This is a genomic window from Curtobacterium sp. NPDC089185 (genome assembly GCF_040685235.1).
Classification (GTDB): Bacteria; Actinomycetota; Actinomycetes; order Actinomycetales; family Microbacteriaceae; genus Curtobacterium; species Curtobacterium citri.
In genome coordinates this window covers 26497-44049 of sequence record NZ_JBFBHK010000014.1, presented here as the reverse complement: position 1 = coordinate 44049, position 17553 = coordinate 26497, and the positions used below count along the sequence as shown (strand labels likewise).

Sequence of the window (17553 nt, the reverse complement as noted above, 5' to 3'; positions counted from 1 at the left end):
CGCTAGGCCCGCCCCGGACCCGCTGCGTGAACGCCGGGTGAACACGTCCGCGGGGTCGTCCGTCTGTCAGGATGCAGAGGTGCCGACCTTCTCCGCAGCCCGAGGGGACTCCTCGTTCACCGACGCGCACGGCGTCGAGATCGTCTACTCGACCTGGCGCGCGGCCAGACCGAGGGCCGTCGTGCAGATCGCGCACGGGGTCGGCGAGCACGGCGTGCGGTACGAGCCCCTCGCGCAGGACCTGGTCCGCGCCGGCTACACCGTGTACGCCAACGACCACCGCGGACACGGACGGACCGGACTCGGACAGTGGGACGGCGACCACACGAAGCTCGGGCGGCTCGGCCCCGGGGGTCTGCGGGCGGCCATCGCCGCCGTCGAGCAGATGACCGCGGTCGCCCGAGAGCAGGACCCCGGCATCCCGCTCGTGCTGCTCGGGCACTCGTGGGGGTCCCTCATGGCGCAGCACATCGTGAACACCTCGTCCGAGGCGTACGACGGGGTCGTCCTGTCCGCCACGGCCTACCGGCTGCCCGGCTGGATGAACAGCGGCGACCTGAACGCCCGGCACGCGGGGTCGGGGCCGACGAAGCACGAGTGGATCAGTCGCGACCGGGCGGTCGTCGACGCGATCGCCGCCGATCCGCTGGTCGTCGAGGCAGACGTCATCAAGCTGTTCGGTGTGCGTGACGCGCTCCGGTTGCTCGGAGTCCCGCGGCGGGCGATCCCGCACGACCTGCCCGTGCTCCTGCAGGTCGGGTCCGACGACACCCTCGGCGGGCCGCGGTCGATCGAGCGGCTCGCGGCGGCGTACCGCCGGCGTGGCGGGCTGTCGGACGTGCAGGTGCACGCCTACGAGGGGGCGCGGCACGAGGTCTACAACGAGACCAACCGCGACGAGGTCATCGCCGATCTGATCGCGTGGCTCGACCGCCACGTGGGTCGCTGACGCGGGTCGTCTCTCCGGATCGGGTTGGTCGCATCGAACCACAGATCCGACATCGAACCAGGAGCGGCGGGCGGTTCGACGTCGGTTCCGTGGTTCGGTCCGCACGTCGGTGACCAGCGTCACCACAGGTCGGACGGGAGGCGCGTGGGGGCGCCGCCACGCGCCTCCCGTCCGCCACGGCGTAGGCTCGTGCCGTGCACGGTGAGTACAAGGTCCCCGGAGGCAAGCTGGTCGTCGTCGACCTCGAGGTCGTCGACGGGAGCATCCGCGAGTTCCGTCTGGCGGGAGACTTCTTCCTCGAACCGGACGACGCGCTGCCGCTCATCGACCAGGCCGTGGACGGCCTGCCCGCGACCACGGACGCAGCCGGCATCGCCGCCGCCGTCCGGGGCGCACTGCCCGAGGGCGCCGTGCTGCTCGGCTTCACGCCCGAGTCCGTCGGCGTCGCCGTCCGTCGTGCGCTCTCGCGGGCGTCGACGTGGCAGGAGTACGACTGGGAGATCGTCCACGAGGGCCCGGTCAGCCCGAACGAGCACCTCGCGCTCGACCAGGTCCTGACCGAGGAGGTCGGCGCCGGACGCCGTGGCCCGACCCTGCGCATCTGGGAGTGGGACCAGCCGGCCGTCGTCATCGGGTCGTTCCAGTCGCTCAAGAACGAGGTCGACCCGGAGGGTGCCGCGAAGTACGGCGTCGAGGTCGTGCGCCGCATCTCCGGCGGCGGCGCGATGTTCATGGACGCCGGGGCCATCATCACGTACTCGCTGTACGTGCCGACCGACCTCGTGCAGGGCATGACCTTCGCGGACTCCTACGCGTACCTCGACGAGTGGGTGATCGAGGCGCTGAAGTCGCTCGGCATCGAGGCGTACTACCAGCCGCTCAACGACATCGCCTCGGCGAGCGGGAAGATCGGCGGCGCGGCGCAGAAGCGGCTCGGGACCGGTGCGCTGCTGCACCACGTGACGATGAGCTACGACATGGACGGCCAGAAGATGGTCGAGGTCCTGCGCATCGGACGCGAGAAGATGAGCGACAAGGGCACGACCTCGGCGGCGAAGCGCGTCGACCCGCTGCGCTCGCAGACCGGGCTCGCGCGGGCGGAGATCATCGAGCGGCTGATCGGCACGTTCACGTCGATGTACGGGGCGCGCGAGGGGCACGTGACCGAGGCCGAGCGGGCCCGGGCGCGGGAGCTCGTGGCGACGAAGTTCGCGACGCAGGAGTGGCTCGAGCGGGTGCCCTGATCGGGGAGGGGCGTCCGCTCTCGGATGCCTCTAGGCTCGCCGCGTGCGATGCGCCCCTCGTCTCCTGTCCGTCGTCGTCGCCGCGATGGTCGTCACCACCACCGCCACCGCCTGTTCGGGCGGCTCTCCGGACGACGCATCCACGTCGGAGGCAGCACTCTCGCGGTGGTCCTCGCTGATGGGGACCGCACTGCTCGACGAGGAGCACGGCCAGGGCGGAGCTGGCGGCGAAGGAGCGGGAGCCGCTGGCCTCGGATCGGTGCCGGCGGGCGCGTGGGACCTGCTCGTCGCCTGCAACGGCGCCGACGGGTGGTCCTTCCGTGTCGACTCGGGACCGGACGGCGGCGACACCCTCGCCCGGAGCGACGTGCCGTGCGGAGCGACCGAACGGCTGTCCGTGACGGTGCCGGAGAGCGGCGGGTTGACCGTGCGGGCGCACCCGCTCAGGACCGCGCCGGAGGCGGTGCGTCGTGGAGACGTGCCGGTCCACTGGTACGTCGCGGTCGTGCCGGAGGGGTTCGAGCCGGAGTCGCGGTCCTACGGGCTTGGCTGATCGTCGGGCTACCGCGTGTCGAGGTCCCGGTCTGCGTCGTCGAGCACGTCGCCGTCTTGGCACGCAGCAGTGACGGCGGCCCGGGAGGGGGGACCCGGACCGCCGCGGAGACGAGTCTCGGTGGCGTTCCCATGAACCAGCCGTGCAGACCACGCGCAGCCGTGCAGATCGCGAGGATCATCCGCGCGGCGGAGGTGGTCGCCGAGTGACTGACGTAGCGTCGGGACCGTGAACTGGTTGATCCTCCTGGGGGCGGTGGCCGCAGCGGCCGTCGTGATGTGGGTCGCCGATCGCGTGGGGTGGATCGACCTGTCGAACAAGGCCACACGCAGCGGCGGATCCGGTGGTGTCGTGTCGATGATGGACGAGGTGTTCGCACCGACCCGTCACGAGGCGCAGGCCGAGTACGAGCGGCAGGCACGCCTGCCGCACCAGGCCCCGACACCCGCCGACGACGACCACGACCTGCTGAGCGGGAACGTGCTCATCCGGGTGCCGTCGGTCCGAGGCGCCGGTCGGCACGAGGCCCGACCGGGCACGCTCGACCGCACGTACTGACCGCGCGCGGACGCGGACGGCAAGCTTGGGTGCTGCCGTCGTGTCAGCGCGTCGTGAGCTCCTGGTAGTCGGGGTGGCGCTCGATCCACGCGTGCACGTAGCTGCAGAGCGGGACGACGCGCAGCGAGCCCTCGCGGACGTCGTCGAGTGCGTGCTGGACGAGGATCGACGCGTGGCCACCGCCGCGGTGTGCGGGGTCGACCTCGGTGTGGGTGAAGCGGATCTCGTCGCCGTCGACCTCGTACGCCGCGAAGCCGATGACCTCGCCGTCCTCGACCAGGGAGTACTGCTGTGCGTCGGTGTCGTTGCGGACCTCGGGTGATGCCATGACGACGACCGTACGCCGTGCCCCCGGAGAGCGTCGTGGACGGCGCCGGTCCCCGAACGCGGGGCGGTGACACGCTCCCGTTCCGCACTACTCTCGCCCCGTGCACGATGCAACACCGCCCCTGCGCTTCCGGACGCCGCCCGGCTGGCCCACGCCGTCGTCCGAGTGGGTCGACCTGTTCCAGGGGGCCGAACCCGACGCCGGCTGGCGGCCGAGCGACGACATCCCGCCCGCTCCGTCCCGCTGGCGGTTCTGGGCGCCGACGCGAGCGCTGCACCACCGGGTGCCCCGCGCCGCCCGGGTGGTGCCGGTCGTCGGCGCCGCGATCGCGCTCGCGTCGTTCGTCGCCGTGGTCGTCCTCTGGGCCGTCGGCGGACCGGCGGTCCTGGCACTGGCGCCGGTGGTCGCCGGCACCGCGCTCTGGGTGATCGGGGCGTCCCGGTACGCCGATCGGCTCGCCGAGGCCCTGCACGCGGTGCGTGCCGAGGCGTCGGTCCGGCGGGCCACCGAGCTCCCCGCCCGTGCCGCCGCGGTCTTCCCGGGCGCCGATCCGGCGGACGCATCGGCAGGGTGGGACGCCCGCGGCTGGGCCGTGCCCGGCGCGCGACCCTTCGTCGCGGGGCCGCCGTCGCGGTCCGGCACCCGGACACAGCGGGCGCTCGTCGCCGTCACGGCCGGGGTCGCCGGGCTCGTCCTCGCGACCGGGGCCTCCGTCTCGCTCCTCCCGCTCGTGCCGGCGGTCGAGGAGGGCGCAGCCCGCGCGCTCACGGGCGTCGAACCGGGGTCTCCGTGGTCGGTCGAGGGCGACGACGAGGACGCCGCACAGCCCGAGTGGACGTCCGACGACGGCAGCATCGAGGCGTGGTGGCTCGCGGGCGACGACGAGTGGGAGGGCACCTGTGACCTGACGCCCGGTGACGCCGGTTGCGACGCGTACGAGATCGACAGCGACCGGACCTGCACGGCGGTCGTGACGGTCGGGTTCTTCGCGTCCCTGGACGACGCCCGACCGAGTCGCGTCGAGGAGCGAACGGTGTCGATCACGGAGGGCGTGCCGCTCGTCCTGGTCGAGAACCACGACGAGGACACGTCGAGCATCGGCGACGTGTCCTGCGCGTCCGACGACGACCCGCACGCGGACCGCATCGCGGCGACGCAGGGGGCCGACGCGGACACGGATGCCGAACGGCCCGCGGGTTGCGCGACCACGGACTGCGTCGCCTTCGCGGTGCGTTCGTCCACCGACTGCGCGGACGCGGCCGTGCAGTTCCGCGTCGGGGCCGAGGTCGGCTCGATCGCCGCGCCGCACGACGTGGTCGTCATGACCCCGCTGCTCGCCGGGCAGCCGACGGACGTCTTCGTCGGCGGCACGACGTACGCGTCCGACGTCACCCCGGGTGGCGTCACCTGCCGAGCGGGCACCGAGGACGACTCCGCCGCACACGCCTGACGCCGTGCACGCCCGATGCCGCACACGCCTGACGCCGCTCGGTCCTGCGGCCGGTCGGGTGCGGGGGAGGATGGTCCGGTGCGCAGCATCGACGACCGGAGCCCCGACCTCGTCGTGCTCGGGGACAACCTCGACGTCCTGCCGACCCTGCCGGACGCGTCGTTCACGGTCGTCTACCTGGACCCGCCGTTCAACACCGGTCGGAAGCAGCGCCGGCACGCGGTGACGGCCGAGCGGCGGACGGCCGGCGACGCCGGGACGATCACGGGCTTCCGCGGCCGGACGTACGAGCGCGTCCGGGGTGACCTCATGCGCTTCGACGACCGGTTCGAGGACTACTGGGCGTTCCTCGAGCCCCGGCTGCTCGAGGCCTGGCGGCTCCTCGCCGAGGACGGCACGCTGTACCTGCACCTCGACTACCGCGAGGCCCACTACGCGAAGGTCCTGCTCGACGCGCTGTTCGGTCGCGACGCCTTCCTGAACGAGATCATCTGGGCGTACGACTTCGGGGCGAAGTCGCGCTCACGCTGGCCCACGAAGCACGACACGATCCTGGTCTACGTGAAGGACCCGGAGCGCTACTGGTTCGACTCCGAGACCGTCGACCGCGAGCCGTACATGGCGCCCGGACTCGTGACGCCGGAGAAGCGGGAGCGCGGGAAGCTGCCGACGGACGTGTGGTGGCACACGATCGTCTCGCCGACGGGGAGCGAGAAGACCGGCTACCCGACGCAGAAGCCTGAGGGGGTGCTCCGGCGGATGGTGCAGGCGTCCTCGCGCGAGGGCGACTGGGTGCTCGACTTCTTCGCGGGGAGCGGCACGCTCGGTGCGGTCGCGCGGGACCTCGGTCGGCGCTTCGTGCTCGTGGACGACAACCCGGTGGCCGTCGATGTCATGCGCCGGCGGCTGCCACACGCGGTGGTCGACGAGGTGGCGCCTCCCGGGGAGTGACCGAGGCGACACCTCCGACGTCGTCCGACGTCGGAGGTGTCGCCTCGGAGGGGTGCCGATGTGTTCGGACCGCCCGGCTACTCCGCGGAGTGGCGCCCGTGCGGGTGGTCGCCGTCGGTCGGACGGGAGGCACGGTCTGCGTCCGCCCCGTCGGTCCGGTCCGCAGTGCCGGTCGCCCCTGTGGTCGCCGCGGTCGCGGTGGCGGTGGCGGTCGCGTCCGCGGCGCGGTGCTCCGGTGCGGCGTGGGCGGGGTGCGTGCGGATCGTGCCCGTGGTGGTGGCCGGTTCGTCCACCGGCGCGGCCGCGGAGTGGGCGCCGTGCGTCGTCGCCCCCGGCAGCGGTGCCCGGGTGTCGTCGTCCCGCACCGCCGTGGCCGTGGCGGTCGTGCCCTGGACCGTCCCACCGTCGGACCGGACCGACGTGGCGGAGGCGGTGGTGCCTCCCGTCCGGTCCTGCGGCGGCTGGGCCGCGACGTCCGGCGAGGTCGGGACCGTCCGCATCGATCCGGTGTCGGGCGAGACGAGCGAGCCGGTGTTCGCGGCGGCGCGCTGCGCATCGGACGTGAGCTGGTCGGCGTCCTTCGCGGCGTTCGCCTGCTCCTGCAGGGCCGAGACCTTGCGGAGCGGCGGGACCCGGAAGAACCAGGTGAGCACGAACGCGAGCAGGATGACGCCGAGTCCGACCCAGTACACGACGACCGCGGAGCTGCTGAAGCCGACGAGGAACGGGCGAGTCAGTCGCGGGTCGGCGCCGTTCAGGAACGACGTGTCGGTCGTGGCGGAGCCGGCCGAGGAGCTCGCGGCGGTGTCGCCCTTCTTCAGCTGGTCGACGAGCTTCGGCGCGACCTCGTCCACCACGGCCCGACGCTGGTCGGCGTTCGCGTAGTCGATCTGCAGCGTGCCGTCGACGACCTCGGCGTTCGCCTTGGACGCGGCGGTCTCGAGCGCCTGCTGCTCGGCGGTGGACTTGTTCGCCGCGACCTGCTGGGCGATGACCGAGTCGGCTGCCGAGGCCGGGATCGTGCCAGCGGCGACCTGCTGCTGCACCTGGGCGGTGACCTGCTCGGTGACGGCCTGGTCGGCAGCCTGCTTCGCGGCAGCGGCGCCCTTGTCGAGACCCTGCTGCACGTTCTGCTGCACCGGGTCCACGATCTTCGACCAGATCTGGTCCATGACGCCCTTGTTCTCGGACGCGCCGGCGACCGAGGGGGTGAGCGCCGCGTTGAGCGCGGGCTTGAGGTTCGACTCGTTCTGCATCGCGCCGGTGATGTTCGTCGGCATGAGCGTGAACAGCACCGAGAGGAGCACCGCGGTGCCCATCGTGCCGCCGATCTGGCGGAAGAAGGTGGCTGCGCTCGTCGCGACGCCGATGTCTCGCGGGGAGACCGAGTTCTGTGCGGCGAGGGTCAGCGTCTGCATGAGCTGCCCGAGGCCCAGGCCGATGCCGAACATGCCGATCATCAGGAACCACAGCGGGCTGTCGGCGGTCAGGAAGGTCAGGACCGTGAAGCCGATCGCGGTGAACGCGGTGCCGGTGATCGGGAAGACCTGGTACCGCCCGGTCCGCGAGATGATCTGGCCGGACGCGATCGACGCGATCATGAGGCCGAGCACCATCGGGAGCATGCTGAAGCCGGACTCGGTCGGGGTGACGCCCTTCACGATCTGCAGGTAGAGCGGGAGCGTGAGCATGGCGCCGAACATGCCGAAGCCGACGAGCACGGAGAGCACCGCGGCCATCGAGAACACGCGGGAGCCGAACAGCTTGAGCGGCAGGATCGCGTCGTCGCCCATCGCCCGTTCGACGATCACGAACCCGATCAGGCCGAGCGCGCCGATGACGTAGCAGGCGATGGCGCCGGGGGAGTCCCAACCCCAGTCGCGGCCCTGCTCGGCGATGAGGAGCAGCGGGACCAGCGTGACGATGACGAGCGTGGCGCCCCACCAGTCGATGCGGGGCTTGCCGCGGTCGCCGAACTTCGGCAGGTGCAGGAACGTCGTCACCATGACCAGCGCGATCACGCCGACCGGCACGTTGATGAGGAACACCCAGCGCCAGCCGTCGACGAACAGGATCTGGGACGCGCCGGCGAACAGACCGCCGACCAGCGGGCCGATCACCGAGGAGATGCCGAACACGGCCAGGAAGTACCCCTGGTACTTCGCGCGCTCGCGGGGGGCGAGCATGTCGCCCATGATCGCCAGTGGCAGCGACATGAGACCACCGGCGCCGAGGCCCTGCAGGGCGCGGAAGCCGGCGAGCATGAGCATCGAGGAGGAGAACGACGCCAGGAGCGAGCCGATGATGAAGATGGCGATCGCCGTGAGGAACAGCGGGCGCCGGCCGAAGATGTCGGAGAGCTTGCCGTAGATCGGGGTCGTCACCGTCGAGGCGATGAGGTAGCCGGTGGTCACCCACGCCTGCTGGTCGAGGCCGTGCAGGTCGTCGCCGATCGTGCGGATCGCCGTGCCGACGATCGTCTGGTCGAGCGCGCCGAGGAACATGCCGGCCATCAGTCCGTAGATGACGAGCAGGATCTGTCGGTGGTTCATCACCGCGTTCGAGGACGTGGTGGGGGCCGCTGGTGCGGTCGCCGTCTGGGTCATTCGGTCTCCCGTGCGTACTGGTGCTCGCGCAGGCGTTCCGTCCCGGGCGCGGGGGAACGTTCGTTGCGCGCACTGCAAAAATACAACCAGCGCAAACGGTTTGTTCCCCGGAACCGCGTTCCTGTGGACATCGGCAGGGTCCGGGGCGGATGTGCAGGAGGCGCCGTCGGACGGATCCGACGACGCCTCCCGGGAACGACCGACTACGCCCCGAGGGCGGCGTCCACGATCTCCTTGGCCTCGCGCTGGACCTGCTCCAGGTGCTCCTGCCCGACGAAGCTCTCCGCGTAGATCTTGTAGACGTCCTCGGTGCCGGACGGGCGGGCGGCGAACCACGCCTTGTCCGTGACGACCTTCACGCCGCCGACGGCCGCGTCGTTGCCGGGTGCCTTGGACAGCTTCGCCGTGATCGGGTCGCCCGCGAGGGTGTCCGCGGTGATGGCGTCACCGTCGAGCTTCGACAGGCGCGCCTTCTGCTCCTTGCTCGCCGCCGCGTCCACGCGCTGGTAGACCGGGGCGCCGAAGCGCTCGGTGAGCTCCGCGTACAGCTGCGACGGGGTCTTGCCCGTGACCGCGACGATCTCGGACGCCAGCAGCGCCAGGATGATGCCGTCCTTGTCCGTGGTCCACGCCGTGCCGTCCTTGCGGAGGAACGAGGCGCCGGCGGACTCCTCGCCGCCGAAGGCCACGGAGCCGTCGATCAGGCCCGGGACGAACCACTTGAAGCCGACCGGGACCTCCCAGAGTCGACGACCGAGCGACTCGGCCACGCGGTCGATGATGCTCGACGAGACCAGCGTCTTGCCGATCGCGGCGTCGTCGCGCCACTCCGGCCGGTGTGCGTACAGGTACTCGATCGCGACGGCCAGGTAGTGGTTCGGGTTCATCAGTCCGCCGTCGGGGGTGACGATGCCGTGGCGGTCCGAGTCGGCGTCGTTGCCGGTCAGCACGTCGAAGTCGTCCTTCCGGGCGAGCACCGACGCCATCGCCGAGGGGCTCGACGGGTCCATCCGGATCTTGCCGTCCCAGTCCAGGGTCATGAACGCCCAGGTCGGGTCGACGTCGGGGTTCACCACCGTCAGGTCGAGTCCGTAGTGGTCGCGGATGCGCTCCCAGTACGGCAGCGAGGCGCCGCCGAGCGGGTCGGCGCCGATCTTCACCCCGGCGCGCTTGATCGCGTCGATGTCGATGATGTCCTCGAGGTCCGACACGTACGAGCCGAGGTAGTCGTACCCCTCGGCGGACGTCTCGTCCTGGCGGCGGACGTCGGCGTTGCCACCGGCGATGATCGCGTTCGCGCGGTCGGCGATCCACGACGTGGCGTCGCTGTCGGCCGGGCCGCCGTGCGGCGGGTTGTACTTGAAGCCGCCGTCACGCGGGGGGTTGTGGCTCGGCGTGATGACGATGCCGTCGGCGGTGTCGCCGTGCTCCTCGCGGTTGTACTTGATGATGGCGTGGCTGAGCGCCGGGGTCGGCACGTAGCCGTCCTCGGCGTCGGCGAGCACCCGGACGCCGTTCGCCGCGAGGACCTGCAGTGCGGTCTGCTCGGCGGGGGCGGAGAGCGCGTGGGTGTCGCGGCCGATGAACAGCGGGCCGTCGGTGCCCTGCTCGGTGCGGTACTCGATGATCGCCTGCGTGATCGCGGCGATGTGCGTGTCGTTGAACGCGGTGTCCAGCGAGGAACCCCGGTGGCCGGAGGTGCCGAACACCACCTTCTGCTCGGGGATCGACACGTCGGGGACGCGCTCGTGGTAGGCCGCCAGGAGGGCGTCGAGGTCGACGAGGTCGTCTGCGGTCGCGGGGGTGCCGGCGCGGTCGTTCATGGGCCCATCCTGGCACTCGGCCCCTTGTGTGTGTCGCGGCATCGCGGGGCGGCACCGGACGGCGCTACGGTCGGAGGATGGGGGAGACGGTCCGCGCGGGTGCCGAGCTGTCGGCAGCCGTGCAGCAGGAGGACGGCGCCGTACTGCACACGACAGCAGGGACGACGGTTTCGTGGGCGGCGCTGCACCTGCTCGCCGAACGCGGCTTCCGGTGGGCCCCGGAGGCGGCGCACTCGACCGCTCCGCAGCTCGGTCGGCGTCTGCACGTCGACCTCGTGATCGAGCACGACCCGGCTCCGGGCATCCTGCTCGGTGTCGCGTCCTCCCGGTTCGTCGGGCACGCGTTCGGTGCAGTACCGCGGTTCGCCCTGGTCGAGAACGGTGAGGCCATCACGCCCGACCGCCTGACCCTCGCGGCGGAGCGGCGCTCGCCGCAGGACGCGCTGTTCGTCGTGACGACGAGGGAGCGGCCCGTGCTCGGCGGTGTCCTCGTCGTGCAGCGCGCTGCCGATGTCGTGCTCGAGACGCTGCGCTGCACGATCGCAGTGCCGCCTGGAGGCGACAGTGCGCTGCACGCCGGACTGGAGGCGGGTCTCCGGTCCGTCATGCACGGTCACCACGCGCGCTCGGCGCGGTTCGCACTCAGCCGCGGCAGGACCGACGGCGTGGTGGACACCTCGGTGGCTGGCCCTCCCGCACCGTTCGGCGTGTACTCCGCTGGGCGGGCCGCTCGAGCACACGAGGCGGCCGCAGACACCGCGGGGTTGCCGCACCGTGTCCTCGTGGTCGGCAGCGAGCGTGGTGTCGTCTCGTGGTTCCCGGGCAGCGAGCGCGAACGCTGGGCCGCTGCAGCGGTGCTGGTCGAGCGCTTGCAGGAACGCCGCTCTCGCGCCGCGCACGCATCGGACTTGCGGGCGGAGGGTGGTTCCGGTGAACATGGCACGCGGGTGGGGGGAGAACGATGAGTACACAGGGGTGGCGGATCGACCCGGCAGGGGTCGCGTCCGTCCTGTCCGAGGTCCGCGAGTCGGTCAACGGGACCGCGTCGGCGCTCCGGGCGGTCCAGAGCGGGGTCGCCGAGGTCGCGGCGGGTGCCGGGGACGTGGTGAACGAGGCGCTCGGGGCCTTCGTCGAGGAAACGCAGGACGACGTCGATCAGGTGACCTACCGGCTGATCGGCGGGGTGCAGGGCGTGACGAACGCCGTCGACGCCTACCGCGCGGGCGACCTCGACATGGCGGCGAACGCACAACGTGCTGGCGTGCGCGCCCACGAGGGTCACGACCTCTCGCTGTTCATCCGCGCGGCGGAGGAGCGACGGTGAGTGGAGTCGCGTACGGGGACCACGGCCTGATCGCGCCGGACGCCATCCCCGGGGCGGATCTGCAGCTCGATGCCGTCTCGACGGGGGCCGCGACGATCCGAAGCGGAGCGGACTCGATGGAGACCGTCGCCGACGACCTCCCGTCGAAGTGGCAGCGTCTGAGCGGTGTCTACGAGTCACCCGAGTCGGATCAGGTGTTCGCCCTCATGGATCCGGTGACGGACGACGTGCACACGATCGGCGGTGTCGCCCGGAGGGTCGCTTCGGCGCTGGACACGTACGCGTCCACTGCCGCTGCGCCGAAGCGGGAACTCGACGCCCTCCGCGTCGAGGCCGAGGCCTTCGTCGCGCGGGTGCGGCACGGGGTACCGAGGTTCGAATCAGCCTTCACGCCGAAGCAACCGGCTCCGGTCTCCGGATCGTGGAACGGCTACCAGGCCGTGGAACAGGAGCCGGAGTCGAAGACGGTGCCCTGGTACGAGGACATCGCGACACGCGCCGAGAACGACCAGCTGATCCGGCGTGTCAACGAACAGGTCGCGTTGCTCCAGGCAGCACAGGCGGAGTGTGCCCTCGCGATCAAGAAGGCGTCGGGTGCGTCGGTGAAGCACGCCTTCCAGGCGCCGTCGAGGAGCGACCTCGACGCTCGCGGGGTGGACCTGCCCTGGTCGCGGGTCGGGACCGCCGAGGGCAAGACGTGGGCCGAGCAGTTCGAGGAGGGCTTCACCGACGACCTGCTGAAGACGCTCGGAGGACTCCTCCACCTCGGCGGCTGGGACGACAGCGGAGAGTGGAGCTGGGGGAACGCTGGCTCGGCGTGGAAGAGCATGGGCGACGGTCTCGTGGCCTTCGGCATGCTCGTCGACCCGCTCGCCTGGCTTGATGCCGCGGCCGATCCCGAGGGGCAGGCGGGGCAGACCCTCGGCGCGTTTGGTGACGGCGTCGAGCGTTGGTGGGAGGACGCGCAGGAGCACCCCGCGGTCGCAGCCGGCGCGGCTGCTTCGGCGGTCGGGACGAGCTTCATCGGGCCCGAGGGATGGGCTGGTCGAGCCGGCCGAGCGGAGGAACTCGCGTCGGGGCTGGGGAAGCTTGGTCTTCGCGGCATGGAAGCCGACGTCCGCTCGTGGGTGAAGGGTGGAGCCTCGCAGGCAAACATCGACGCACTCGCCGACCTCGTCGACCGTGAGTACGCGAAGTGGTCACGTACGGCCGGGTACTCGCCTGCCTCAGGCGTGGGCGATGACTCCTTCGCGAGCTTCTTCCGCGACGAGTTGAACCGGTTCGAGTTGGAGCATCCGGACTACCACCGGCTGAACGATGCCGATGCGATCCCGCACGGCGTCGAATCGTCGATCTTCATCGAGCGCGGGGGTTTGCAGTACGCCGAAGATCACGGTGGGCATGCGATCAAGTGGCACGTTCCACCGTCGGTGCTGAACAAGGAAGCCTTCGACGACTTCGTACGATCCCGATTCAAGGGCGAAAAGGAGAACAGCGCCTACTCGCTCCCGGTGCGGAAGGTCGACGAGATGATCGCCTCGACGCTCGACGCCAACCACGAGGCCATCCAGGAGTGGATCGCGGCGAAACGAAACGGCTCGATCGGGAAGCCCACCCAAGAGTTCGAGTGGCCGTCCGACACCGTGGTCGGTCGCTACTTCGACCCGGATGGGGTACTGCCGATGCGCGATGCGTCCGTTGTGCGGGTGGTGTTGAAGTTCTTCCCGGACGGCCATCCCCCGTACTCGATCGTCACAACGTACCCGCGAGAGGACCTGAATGGATAAGCACGAGTACTACCGGAGCGTGGCGGCTCGCGCTCCGGGCTTCAGATCGCTCTTGGCGGCTGAGTTCAACTACGACTGGGACCTCGATTGGCCGGATGTCGAGTCCGTGCTCGTCAGCGACCTCGATGAGGTATCGCGGGCCGAGAACCTCCAGTACCGCGACGAACTGAACTTCCTGTTGCAGGAGCTGCCGACCGACAGTGACGTCGACGGTTTCTTCAAGTTCGTGGGTACGGGCCTCTCGCCGCGGGTCGACCTCGGACAGTCAGCGCGGTCGTGGATGCTCGAACTCCGGGACCGGGCAGCACGGAATGTTCGATCGAAAGCAGAGTGATGAGGAAGCCAGGGAAGCCCGGTTGCATCGCCATCGAGGTGGAAGGGGAAGCATGACGGACCACACGGCGCGGACCGGGGTGTCCTACTTCCCGAGTGTCGATCGAGCAGATGACGCCGTGGCCTACGCGCTCGACGCCAATCACGAGCGGATCAGGAATTGGGTGGCGAACGGTGCCAGTCGACCGCTGCGGATCTACGCAGTCCCGGGCGGGTTCACCGGGCGGGGGAAGCCCTTCCGGGAACCGCAGGACCTCGAAGCCGTCCGCGTCGTCCTGGTCGGAACCTCGGACGATCCCTCGGGGTACTTCGTGTTGACGGCGTACCCCGCTGTGGCGAGCATCACGGCGCGGAACTTCCACGGCTTCGACGCTTTCGTCGGTACCTACTTCCACCAGGACTGGACGGAGGAGCCGTACTCGGCGGAGCAAGCGCTCGAGGACCACCTCGCGAGCTCTTCGCCCGACGCGCTCAGCGAGTTGCTCGAGGACGTCCGTGACCTGGACGGAATCCTCCCGGACGAGGCAGCGCTCGGGGGCCGGATCGGGTCGAAGACCGACCCCCGCACGACGGTGCCGCCGGAACGTCGTGCGATGGCGACGGCCTCGTCCGACACGTCGACGCCGAGCGCCGGGATGCCGAGGGCCTGGGCCGCGACGAGCATCCGCCCCGGGCCGCAGCCGATGTCGATGACGGGGCCGTCCGCTGGCCAGCAGATCAGGTCATCGGCCGGAGATTCGTCGAGGGGCGTACACCGCCGATCCAAGATGCGTCCGTTGTGCGGGTTGTCCTGAAGTTCGAACCCAGCGGAGACCCCCCATACTCGATCCTGACTAGTTACCCGCGAGAGACGATCAATGGATGACGAAGACTTCTACCGTGAGGTGATCCGTCGCGCTCCGAGAACGACCTCGTTGCTCGGCGTGGAATTCAACCTCGATTGGCAGCTCGATTGGCCAGATGCGGAATCGGTCCTCGTGCAGGACCTCGATGATGCTCCGCTGCGCGACAACGAGGTGCTGCAAACAGAGCTCGACTACCTCTTGAACGTGCTGGGGACCGACTCGTCGGTTGACGACTTCTTCACGTACATCGATTCGGGCCTCGATCCCCTCGCCGAGACTGGCCAAACCTCCCGTACCTGGCTCATCGGACTTCGAGACCGTGCTGCCCGCAATGTCCGAAATGGCGATCCGGTCGAGGGTGGGCAGACCGGTGAGGTCCTCTGATGGCACGCACTGTACGGACGGGTGGGTCCTACTTCCCGAGCGTGGAGCGCGCGAACGAAGCGGTGGCCTACGCGCTCGACTTCAACCACGAACGCATCAGGCGTTGGGTCGCGGAGGGTGCTTCACGCCCGCTGCGGGTGTACGCCGTCCCCGGCGGCGTGACCGGCCGGGGGAACCCCTTCGTGGAGCCGCAGGACCTCGAAGCCGTGCGCGCCGTGCTCGTCCGATCGGCGGACAGTCCCTCGGGCTACACGGTGTTCACGGCGTACCCCGCGGTCGCGAGCATCACGGCGCGCAACTTCCACGGGTTCGATGACTTCGTCGGGACCTACTTCCATCAGGACTGGGCGGACGAGCCGTACTCGGCGGATGCAGCGCTCGAGGACCACCTTGCTCACACCTCCTCCGACGAACAGCGTGCGCTCCTCGAAGACGTCCGCGACCTGGACCAGATCCTCCCGGACGAGTCGGCACTCGATGGACGCCTGACTGAACTAGACTGCAACTACGTGCCGGCGGACGACGGACTCGACGACCGAGCGTGGTTGCGCAACGTGGCGGCTCGGGTCGAACGACAACTCAGCAACGGCGGAGCGGGATGACCGACGACGTGATCCGCCGACGGACGCTCCGCACAGGATCAGCTCGGTTCTCCATCGATGCACGAACAATGCGCTCGTACCCGGACGCCGCGATCAGCGCTGCGGAAGCACGGTTCGAAGCGTGGACGAACCGTGGGTTGGTGAAGCCGTTGCGCCTGCGCTTCCGGCCCGGGAACGCAGCTGTTCGATGAGGAGGTCGGTGCGTACAAAGCGGCGCACCCGGAGTCCGGTCTTCTCGGCCCGAGATTTGATCTTGACTCATTCGTCAGGACGGGCGGCGTGCAGGGGATCGATGCAGCCGGTGGGCATGTTGCATCGCGACACATCATCAACCCGGACACCGGGAACGTCGAGCGAGCGAACGAGGTGGTCGCCTACGCGCTCGACTTCAATCACGAGCGGATCAGACGATGGGTCGCCAGCGGCACCCCGCGCCCGCTGCGGATCCATGCAACGACCGGTGGTGTGACAGGTCGGGGAAACCCGTTCGGGGTGCCGCAGGATCTCGAAGCCGTTCGGGTGGTTTCTGATCACATCGTGGGACGATCCCTCGGCGGGCGAACGCCGCAAATCGAGAAGAAGTGGTTCCCTTGAAAGCGTCAGACCAGTACCCCGCCTTCGACGCACTCATGGGCGGCGCCTTCAACCAAGACTGGAAAGATTAGTGGTCCTCCGTCGACGAGCTCTTGACCGAAGCTCTTGATGATCCTCCGGCAACTCGCCGCGCGCTCCTGACCAAGCTTCTCGAGATTCGGCAGAGGTGTTCGGAAACCGACGTGGTGGACTTGTTGGAATCGATGGGTAGTGGCTTCCGACCGGAGGTCGATGCGCAGGTGAGCGCTTTCGCCTGGGTCGACCGTCTCGGCCGACGGATCAGCACACACGACGCCGATGCGTGCACAGCCGACCCAGCTGCGGGACGCCGCACAGCGGACAAGGACGATCGCTTCGGGTCTCCCTCCCGGCAGGAGTCGAGGCGCTCGTGACCTCCGATTCCTGGCAGCAGCTCGCGGCATTGCGGAGGGAACTCTTCGCTCACCTCGACAAGGTTGCTCACGAGGACGCGCCAGGGGTTCCGACGTGCGAGGCGTTCGCGGACGCGCTCGACGACGCGGGGCTCGAGTGGGAGGACCACGATCGACAGGAGGGCCCGTGCGGAGATCGGGTCATCCTCCGTCACGTCGACCTCGGCGAAGCGGTCACCCATCGGCTCCTCATGTGGGAGTTCCCGTACAACGACGAGCCGTCGGGATGGCTCTGGGGTTGCGCACCGTCCACGCAGGCTCGGTTCCTGCGCGCACTCGAGTGGGCACAGCGTCATCCTGACGAGTGGTCGCCGCTGCTCATCCAGCATCCGGTGACGGAGCATGACCCACGGGGGCCACGACTCGACCGGTGAGTGCAGACCGGTGAGCACAGAGCGAGCGGCCGCCCGCACCGGGGACGTGGGGGGACGTTCCGGGGTGGGCGACCGCTCGCGGTCTGGGGGAGTGGCGGCTCAGGCGGTCCGGAACGACCCGGTCGCCGTGCGCAGCGACCCGGTCACGGTCCGCGTCGAGGCTGTCGACGTGCTCGGACGCCGGAACTGCGTGTCCACGAAGCGCCCGACGGTGCGGCCGATGCCGGTGCCGGTGTAGCTGCCGACGGGGCGCCAGGCGGCCTCGACCGCGTAGGCACCGAGCTCGTCACGCTGCTCGAGACCGGAGACGTAGGCGCCGCCGAGGGGGTTCTGTCGGTTCTGCACGGGTGCTCCTCGTCGTCGTGCCGCGGGTCACCGACCGTCGGACCGACGACCAGGACGCCGTCGGCTGATGAC

At 70.1% G+C, this 17553-nt stretch carries 19 protein-coding genes and 1 pseudogene; 16 read left to right on the top strand and 4 right to left on the bottom strand.

Translation table 11 applies throughout. The features are described 5' to 3' along the window. Positions 1 to 79: 79 nt before the first annotated feature. The 4 genes from AB0N84_RS13380 to AB0N84_RS13365 all read left to right on the top strand — a co-directional run bounded on the left by AB0N84_RS13380 (position 80) and on the right by AB0N84_RS13365 (position 3304). Complete coding sequence (locus AB0N84_RS13380; protein WP_363547096.1) at positions 80 to 949, top strand: alpha/beta hydrolase; 870 nt, start codon at positions 80 to 82, stop codon at positions 947 to 949. 194 nt (positions 950 to 1143) lie between these two features. Further along, a complete protein-coding gene (locus AB0N84_RS13375) occupies positions 1144 to 2193 on the top strand; it encodes a biotin/lipoate A/B protein ligase family protein (RefSeq protein ID WP_289459385.1) in 1050 nt (349 codons plus the stop codon). Positions 2194 to 2236: 43 nt separating this feature from the next. Then, the gene (locus tag AB0N84_RS13370; protein WP_363547093.1) at positions 2237 to 2746 is read left to right on the top strand and encodes a hypothetical protein; all 510 of its coding nucleotides are present in this window, start codon (positions 2237 to 2239) and stop codon (positions 2744 to 2746) included. 228 nt (positions 2747 to 2974) lie between these two features. Beyond that, complete coding sequence (locus AB0N84_RS13365) at positions 2975 to 3304, top strand: hypothetical protein (RefSeq protein WP_182047163.1); 330 nt, start codon at positions 2975 to 2977, stop codon at positions 3302 to 3304. A 43-nt stretch (positions 3305 to 3347) separates the two neighbouring features. Here the strand turns inward: AB0N84_RS13365 and AB0N84_RS13360 are convergent, their stop codons facing one another. After that, positions 3348 to 3632: a GNAT family N-acetyltransferase gene (locus AB0N84_RS13360; protein ID WP_069712486.1), complete on the bottom strand. Its 285-nt coding sequence runs from the start codon at positions 3630 to 3632 to the stop codon at positions 3348 to 3350. Between the two features lie 100 nt (positions 3633 to 3732). Here AB0N84_RS13360 and AB0N84_RS13355 point away from each other — a divergent pair, with 100 nt between their 5' ends. After that, positions 3733 to 5082: a hypothetical protein gene (locus AB0N84_RS13355; protein WP_363547089.1), complete on the top strand. Its 1350-nt coding sequence runs from the start codon at positions 3733 to 3735 to the stop codon at positions 5080 to 5082. Positions 5083 to 5160: 78 nt separating this feature from the next. After that, complete coding sequence (locus tag AB0N84_RS13350) at positions 5161 to 6033, top strand: DNA methyltransferase (protein WP_363547086.1); 873 nt, start codon at positions 5161 to 5163, stop codon at positions 6031 to 6033. A gap of 77 nt (positions 6034 to 6110) precedes the next feature. Here the strand turns inward: AB0N84_RS13350 and AB0N84_RS13345 are convergent, their stop codons facing one another. Both AB0N84_RS13345 and pgm read right to left on the bottom strand, forming a co-directional pair. Beyond that, positions 6111 to 8639 (bottom strand): DHA2 family efflux MFS transporter permease subunit, encoded by a 2529-nt coding sequence (locus AB0N84_RS13345; RefSeq protein WP_363547083.1) that lies wholly within the window; start codon positions 8637 to 8639, stop codon positions 6111 to 6113. A 203-nt stretch (positions 8640 to 8842) separates the two neighbouring features. Next, complete coding sequence (gene pgm, locus AB0N84_RS13340) at positions 8843 to 10462, bottom strand: phosphoglucomutase (alpha-D-glucose-1,6-bisphosphate-dependent) (protein ID WP_363547080.1); 1620 nt, start codon at positions 10460 to 10462, stop codon at positions 8843 to 8845. A 77-nt stretch (positions 10463 to 10539) separates the two neighbouring features. Between pgm and AB0N84_RS13335 the strand changes: the two genes are divergently transcribed. The 10 genes and pseudogenes from AB0N84_RS13335 (at position 10540) to AB0N84_RS13290 (ending at position 17136) form a co-directional block, all read left to right on the top strand. Next, on the top strand, positions 10540 to 11427 hold the full coding sequence (locus AB0N84_RS13335; RefSeq protein WP_289459380.1) for a DUF6177 family protein: 888 nt from the start codon (positions 10540 to 10542) through the stop codon (positions 11425 to 11427). Beyond that, positions 11424 to 11786, top strand: coding sequence for a DUF6507 family protein (locus AB0N84_RS13330; protein ID WP_289459379.1), 363 nt, complete (start codon positions 11424 to 11426; stop codon positions 11784 to 11786). The genes AB0N84_RS13335 and AB0N84_RS13330 overlap by 4 nt, the downstream gene beginning before the upstream one ends. Beyond that, complete coding sequence (locus AB0N84_RS13325) at positions 11783 to 13573, top strand: RNase A-like domain-containing protein (protein WP_363547075.1); 1791 nt, start codon at positions 11783 to 11785, stop codon at positions 13571 to 13573. Before AB0N84_RS13330 ends, AB0N84_RS13325 begins: the two co-directional genes overlap by 4 nt. Beyond that, positions 13566 to 13907, top strand: a complete 342-nt coding sequence (locus AB0N84_RS13320; RefSeq protein ID WP_182048069.1) for a hypothetical protein — start codon at positions 13566 to 13568, stop codon at positions 13905 to 13907. Before AB0N84_RS13325 ends, AB0N84_RS13320 begins: the two co-directional genes overlap by 8 nt. Then, a pseudogene (locus AB0N84_RS13315) lies at positions 13885 to 14421 on the top strand (contact-dependent growth inhibition system immunity protein); the annotation flags it as partial. The gene AB0N84_RS13320 and the pseudogene AB0N84_RS13315, both read left to right, overlap by 23 nt. Before the next feature lie 209 nt (positions 14422 to 14630). Then, positions 14631 to 14771, top strand: coding sequence for a hypothetical protein (locus tag AB0N84_RS13310; protein ID WP_353063199.1), 141 nt, complete (start codon positions 14631 to 14633; stop codon positions 14769 to 14771). Continuing rightward, positions 14764 to 15135: a hypothetical protein gene (locus tag AB0N84_RS13305; RefSeq protein ID WP_363547071.1), complete on the top strand. Its 372-nt coding sequence runs from the start codon at positions 14764 to 14766 to the stop codon at positions 15133 to 15135. Before AB0N84_RS13310 ends, AB0N84_RS13305 begins: the two co-directional genes overlap by 8 nt. Next, positions 15135 to 15737, top strand: coding sequence for a contact-dependent growth inhibition system immunity protein (locus AB0N84_RS13300; RefSeq protein ID WP_363547068.1), 603 nt, complete (start codon positions 15135 to 15137; stop codon positions 15735 to 15737). The genes AB0N84_RS13305 and AB0N84_RS13300 overlap by 1 nt, the downstream gene beginning before the upstream one ends. A gap of 279 nt (positions 15738 to 16016) precedes the next feature. Further along, the gene (locus AB0N84_RS13295; RefSeq protein ID WP_363547065.1) at positions 16017 to 16331 is read left to right on the top strand and encodes a hypothetical protein; all 315 of its coding nucleotides are present in this window, start codon (positions 16017 to 16019) and stop codon (positions 16329 to 16331) included. 388 nt (positions 16332 to 16719) lie between these two features. Continuing rightward, complete coding sequence (locus AB0N84_RS13290; protein ID WP_363547062.1) at positions 16720 to 17136, top strand: hypothetical protein; 417 nt, start codon at positions 16720 to 16722, stop codon at positions 17134 to 17136. Positions 17137 to 17235: 99 nt separating this feature from the next. On the opposite strand, the gene AB0N84_RS13285 is transcribed toward AB0N84_RS13290, so the two are convergent. Then, entirely contained in the window at positions 17236 to 17481 is a 246-nt protein-coding gene (locus tag AB0N84_RS13285) for a hypothetical protein (RefSeq protein ID WP_363547059.1), read from the bottom strand. Positions 17482 to 17553: the final 72 nt, after the last annotated feature.

Coding starts and splice junctions, on each gene's coding strand:
- AB0N84_RS13360 (WP_069712486.1), bottom strand. CDS start 3,632: ATGGCATCACCCGAGGTCCGCAACGACACCGACGCACAGCAGTACTCC.
- AB0N84_RS13345 (WP_363547083.1), bottom strand. CDS start 8,639: ATGACCCAGACGGCGACCGCACCAGCGGCCCCCACCACGTCCTCGAAC.
- pgm (WP_363547080.1), bottom strand. CDS start 10,462: ATGAACGACCGCGCCGGCACCCCCGCGACCGCAGACGACCTCGTCGAC.
- AB0N84_RS13335 (WP_289459380.1), top strand. CDS start 10,540: ATGGGGGAGACGGTCCGCGCGGGTGCCGAGCTGTCGGCAGCCGTGCAG.
- AB0N84_RS13330 (WP_289459379.1), top strand. CDS start 11,424: ATGAGTACACAGGGGTGGCGGATCGACCCGGCAGGGGTCGCGTCCGTC.
- AB0N84_RS13320 (WP_182048069.1), top strand. CDS start 13,566: ATGGATAAGCACGAGTACTACCGGAGCGTGGCGGCTCGCGCTCCGGGC.
- AB0N84_RS13305 (WP_363547071.1), top strand. CDS start 14,764: ATGGATGACGAAGACTTCTACCGTGAGGTGATCCGTCGCGCTCCGAGA.
- AB0N84_RS13300 (WP_363547068.1), top strand. CDS start 15,135: ATGGCACGCACTGTACGGACGGGTGGGTCCTACTTCCCGAGCGTGGAG.